The sequence below is a fragment of the Isoptericola sp. NPDC057191 genome (assembly GCF_042670225.1).
Classification (GTDB): Bacteria; Actinomycetota; Actinomycetes; order Actinomycetales; family Cellulomonadaceae; genus Isoptericola.
Genome location: NZ_JBHUWC010000277.1, coordinates 1 through 3,422 on the forward strand (window position 1 = coordinate 1; position 3,422 = coordinate 3,422).

Annotated in this window: 4 protein-coding genes; 1 reads left to right on the top strand and 3 read right to left on the bottom strand. The window is 74.5% G+C overall.

All coding sequences use genetic code 11. The features are described 5' to 3' along the window. Positions 1-159: 159 nt before the first annotated feature. The 3 genes from ACFT55_RS19685 to ACFT55_RS19695 form a co-directional block, all read right to left on the bottom strand. Positions 160-1,005 (bottom strand): alpha/beta fold hydrolase, encoded by an 846-nt coding sequence (locus ACFT55_RS19685; RefSeq protein ID WP_380245541.1) that lies wholly within the window; start codon positions 1,003-1,005, stop codon positions 160-162. Positions 1,006-1,052: 47 nt separating this feature from the next. Continuing rightward, positions 1,053-1,838, bottom strand: coding sequence for an alpha/beta hydrolase (locus tag ACFT55_RS19690; RefSeq protein ID WP_380245542.1), 786 nt, complete (start codon positions 1,836-1,838; stop codon positions 1,053-1,055). Positions 1,839-1,960: 122 nt separating this feature from the next. Next, the gene (locus tag ACFT55_RS19695; protein ID WP_380245543.1) at positions 1,961-2,260 is read right to left on the bottom strand and encodes a hypothetical protein; all 300 of its coding nucleotides are present in this window, start codon (positions 2,258-2,260) and stop codon (positions 1,961-1,963) included. A 109-nt stretch (positions 2,261-2,369) separates the two neighbouring features. On the opposite strand from ACFT55_RS19695, the gene ACFT55_RS19700 reads away from it, so the two are divergent. Then, entirely contained in the window at positions 2,370-3,335 is a 966-nt protein-coding gene (locus tag ACFT55_RS19700; RefSeq protein WP_380245545.1) for an FKBP-type peptidyl-prolyl cis-trans isomerase, read from the top strand. The last annotated feature ends 87 nt before the right edge of the window (positions 3,336-3,422 follow it).

Below are 3,422 nucleotides of genomic sequence, written 5' to 3' on the forward strand. Positions count from 1 at the left end.
GGCGGCCCGCCGCGCCGCCCCCCGACCCGCTGGCCGGGGCCGCCCCCCCGCCCTCCCCGCCCCGCGCACGCCGCGGGCCGCCCACCCCCGGGGGGGGCCGGCCCTCGGCGTGTACGGCCTTCGGTGTGTCGGGCCTTCGGTGTGTCCGCCGGCCGGCCTTCAGACGCTCGACGCCGGACGGGTCTGCCAAGGCCAGCGCGGGCGGCTCGTGCGCTCCGACACGCGCCGGTGCAGCAGGGCGAGGGCGGCCGCCACCGTGGCGGGGTCCTCGACCGGGCTCATGTGCCCGGTGGCGGGCACCACCGTGAGCGCGCCGTCGCGGGCCGCGTGCACCATGTGCTCCGCCTCCACGAGCGGCGTCACCTGGTCCTCCGCACCGACGACCACCGCGACCGGGCCGTCGAAGCTGCGCAGCACGTCCGTCCGGTCCGGGCGGGCCGCCATCGCTCGCTGCGCCCACGCGACGCCGGACGGCGACTGGGACCGGATCCACGACTCCAGCTGCGGGTACAGGTGGCGGCGCTGCTGCGTGCTGGTCGACCCCAGCAGAGTGCCCGGCATGCTGAGGACCGGGTCGAGGGTCTGTTCCGCGGTGACGGCGGCCGCGATCCGCAGGCGGTTGGCGCGGGCGGCCTCGAGGTCGGCGGTCGACTTGGTGTCGACGAGCCCGAGCCCGACGACGAACCCGGGGTGCCGCTCGGCCAGGGCGAGCGCCACATAGCCGCCCATCGAGAGGCCGACGACGACGGCGTTGCCCTCCCCCTGCTCGCGCATCGTGCGGTACACCGCGTCGGCGACGTCCTCGAGCCGCGGCGCCATCCCGCCGAGGTCGGAGTGACCCTGGCCGGGCAGGTCCACGCCGATGGCGCGCACCCCCTCCGGCAGGGCCCCGGCCGCCGCCGCCCACATGCGATGGTCGAGCGGGAACCCGTGCAGCAGCAGGATCGGCGTCCCCGCCCCCTCATGGAGCACAGAGGTCGCCAGGGGCCCAGGGCTGGTGGTCATCGTCGACTCCTCGTCTTCGCCGGATCGGTCGTCGCGGGTGGTTCGGCTCAGCTCGGCACGGACGTGGCCTGCTCCACGGTGCCGTCGTAGTGCGTGGGCAGCGGGGCATGACCGGGCAGCACGTGCCCCACGATCTCGTCGAGCACCCGGCGCACCGCCGGCTCCCCCACCCACAGGTGCTTCGCGCCGTCGACGCCGATCACCTCGGCCTGCGGCACGCGCGCGAACCGGCGCCGAGCCTCGTCGGGGCGCAGGTAGTCGTCGTGCTCGGGGACCAGGACCACCAGCGGGCGGCCGAAGTCGGCCCAGCGGTCGAGGTCCTCGTCGGTGGCGCGGTGCAGCGGCGGGGACAGCAGGATCGCCCCCTCGACGCTCGGGTCGGCGCCGTGCTTGAGGACGAGCTCGGTGCCGAACGACCAGCCGACGAGCCACGGGCGCGGCAGCTCGCGGAACTCGGCGAGCTCGATCGCCGCGGCGACGTCGAACCGTTCGGCGTCCCCGCCGTCGAACGCACCCTCCGAGGTGCCGCGGGGCGACGAGGTCCCGCGCGTGTTGAACCGCAGCACCGCGAGGTCGGCGAGGGCCGGCAGACGCCAGGCCGCCTTGCGGTACACGTGCGAGTCCATGTACCCGCCGTGCGTGGGCAGGGGGTGGAACGTCAGGAGGGTCGCGACCGGGTCGCGGTCGGCCGGCCTGGCCAGCTCGCCGACGAGCGTGAGCCCGTCCGCGGTGTGCAGCTCGACGTCCTCGCGCCGTGCGGGGAGCATCGTGAGCGAGCGGATCTGGTGGCCCGTGGCCTCGTCGGCGGGGGCAGCGGCGGAGATGTCGTTCATCACGGCCCAGCGTAGTTCCGCCCGGCGGTCCTGGCCGGTCCGCGTGCCGCTCTCCCTAGGGACCCTTGGCTCAGCGCAGTGGATCAGCGCAGTGGATCAGCGCAGTGGATCAGCGCAGTGGATCAGCGCAGCCGGTCCCGGCGCTCCCAGCAGGACGAGTGCCAGTGCCGGCGGTCGTCCAGGCCCGCGGCCTCTCCCCCGACGACGTCCCGCTGCCACGCGACCACGTGCGGCGTGCCCGGCGGGATCTCCTGCCGGCACGCGGGGCAGCGGTACGCCTTGTCCCCGCCGCGCAGCCGCCGCACCGTCCACTCGCCGTCCGCGGCGCTCTCCCGCCGCACCCCGCCCAGGGCACGGTCGAGGTCGAGCGGCGGGGGCGACGCGCCCCAGGGGCGCTTGCGGGAGGGACGGCTGGACGGCATGGCACCCATTGTCGCGCGGAGCGGTCGTTCGTCGGCCGAAGCCTGGACGGCGCGGTCAGGTGGGGCCGTTACAGTGTCCCGGTTCGACCCGCCGACCGAAGGACACTCCGTGAAGCTCCGCACGTCCGCCGCCGCAGCCGCGCTGGCGCTGGCCACGGCCTTGACCCTGACCGCCTGCGCCGACGACTCCGGCGACGGCGCCACGCCGTCCGCGTCCGCGTCGTCGTCCCCGGCCACCGAGGCGCCGAAGCCGACCAAGGAGGACGTCGCCGCGCTCGACGCCGTCAAGGTGACGGGCGACGCCGGCAAGGAGCCCCAGGTGAGCTTCAAGTCGCCGCTCGAGGTCTCCGTGCCGACGTCCCGCGTCGTCGACGAGGGCGACGGTGCCGAGCTCTCCGAGGGCATGCAGGTCACGATCGACTTCGTGAACTACCTCGGTGCCGACGGCACGAGCCAGACCTCGACCTGGAAGACGAAGCAGCCCGCGAGCTTCGTGCTGGGCGACACGAACTACGGCGTCCTCACCGAGCCGCTCACCGGCCAGAAGGTCGGGTCGCGCGTGCTGGTCGCCTTCCCGTCGCAGGACCAGCAGGGCAAGGCCGTCACCGTCGTCAACCTCGTCGAGGTGACCGACGCGACGAAGATCCCGACGCGCGCCGAGGGCGAGGCCGTCAAGCCGGCCGCAGGCCTGCCCACCGTGACGCTCGACGACTCCGGCAAGCCGTCCGTGAAGATCCCCGCCGGCTACAAAGCGCCGAAGGACCTCGTCGCCCAGACCCTCATCAAGGGCGACGGCGCCAAGGTCAAGAACACGCAGACCGTCACGGCGCACTACACGGGCTGGACGCTCGACGGCAAGCAGTTCGACTCGTCCTGGGACCGCGGCGCCCCGGCGTCGTTCTCCCTCCAGCAGGTCATCAAGGGCTGGACCGAGGGCCTCACCGGGCAGACCGTCGGCAGCCAGGTGCTGCTGGTGATCCCTGCGGACCAGGCGTACGGCGCCGAGAAGAGCGCGGACAACGAGCTGGCCGGGCAGACGCTGGTCTTCGTCGTGGACATCCTCGCCGCGGAGTGACCGTCGCGCGCCGTGCGTGATGTCTCGCACGCCACCACGGCGCCCGCCCAGGTCCGCGCAGTGCGCACGTCACGACGGCGGGTCCCC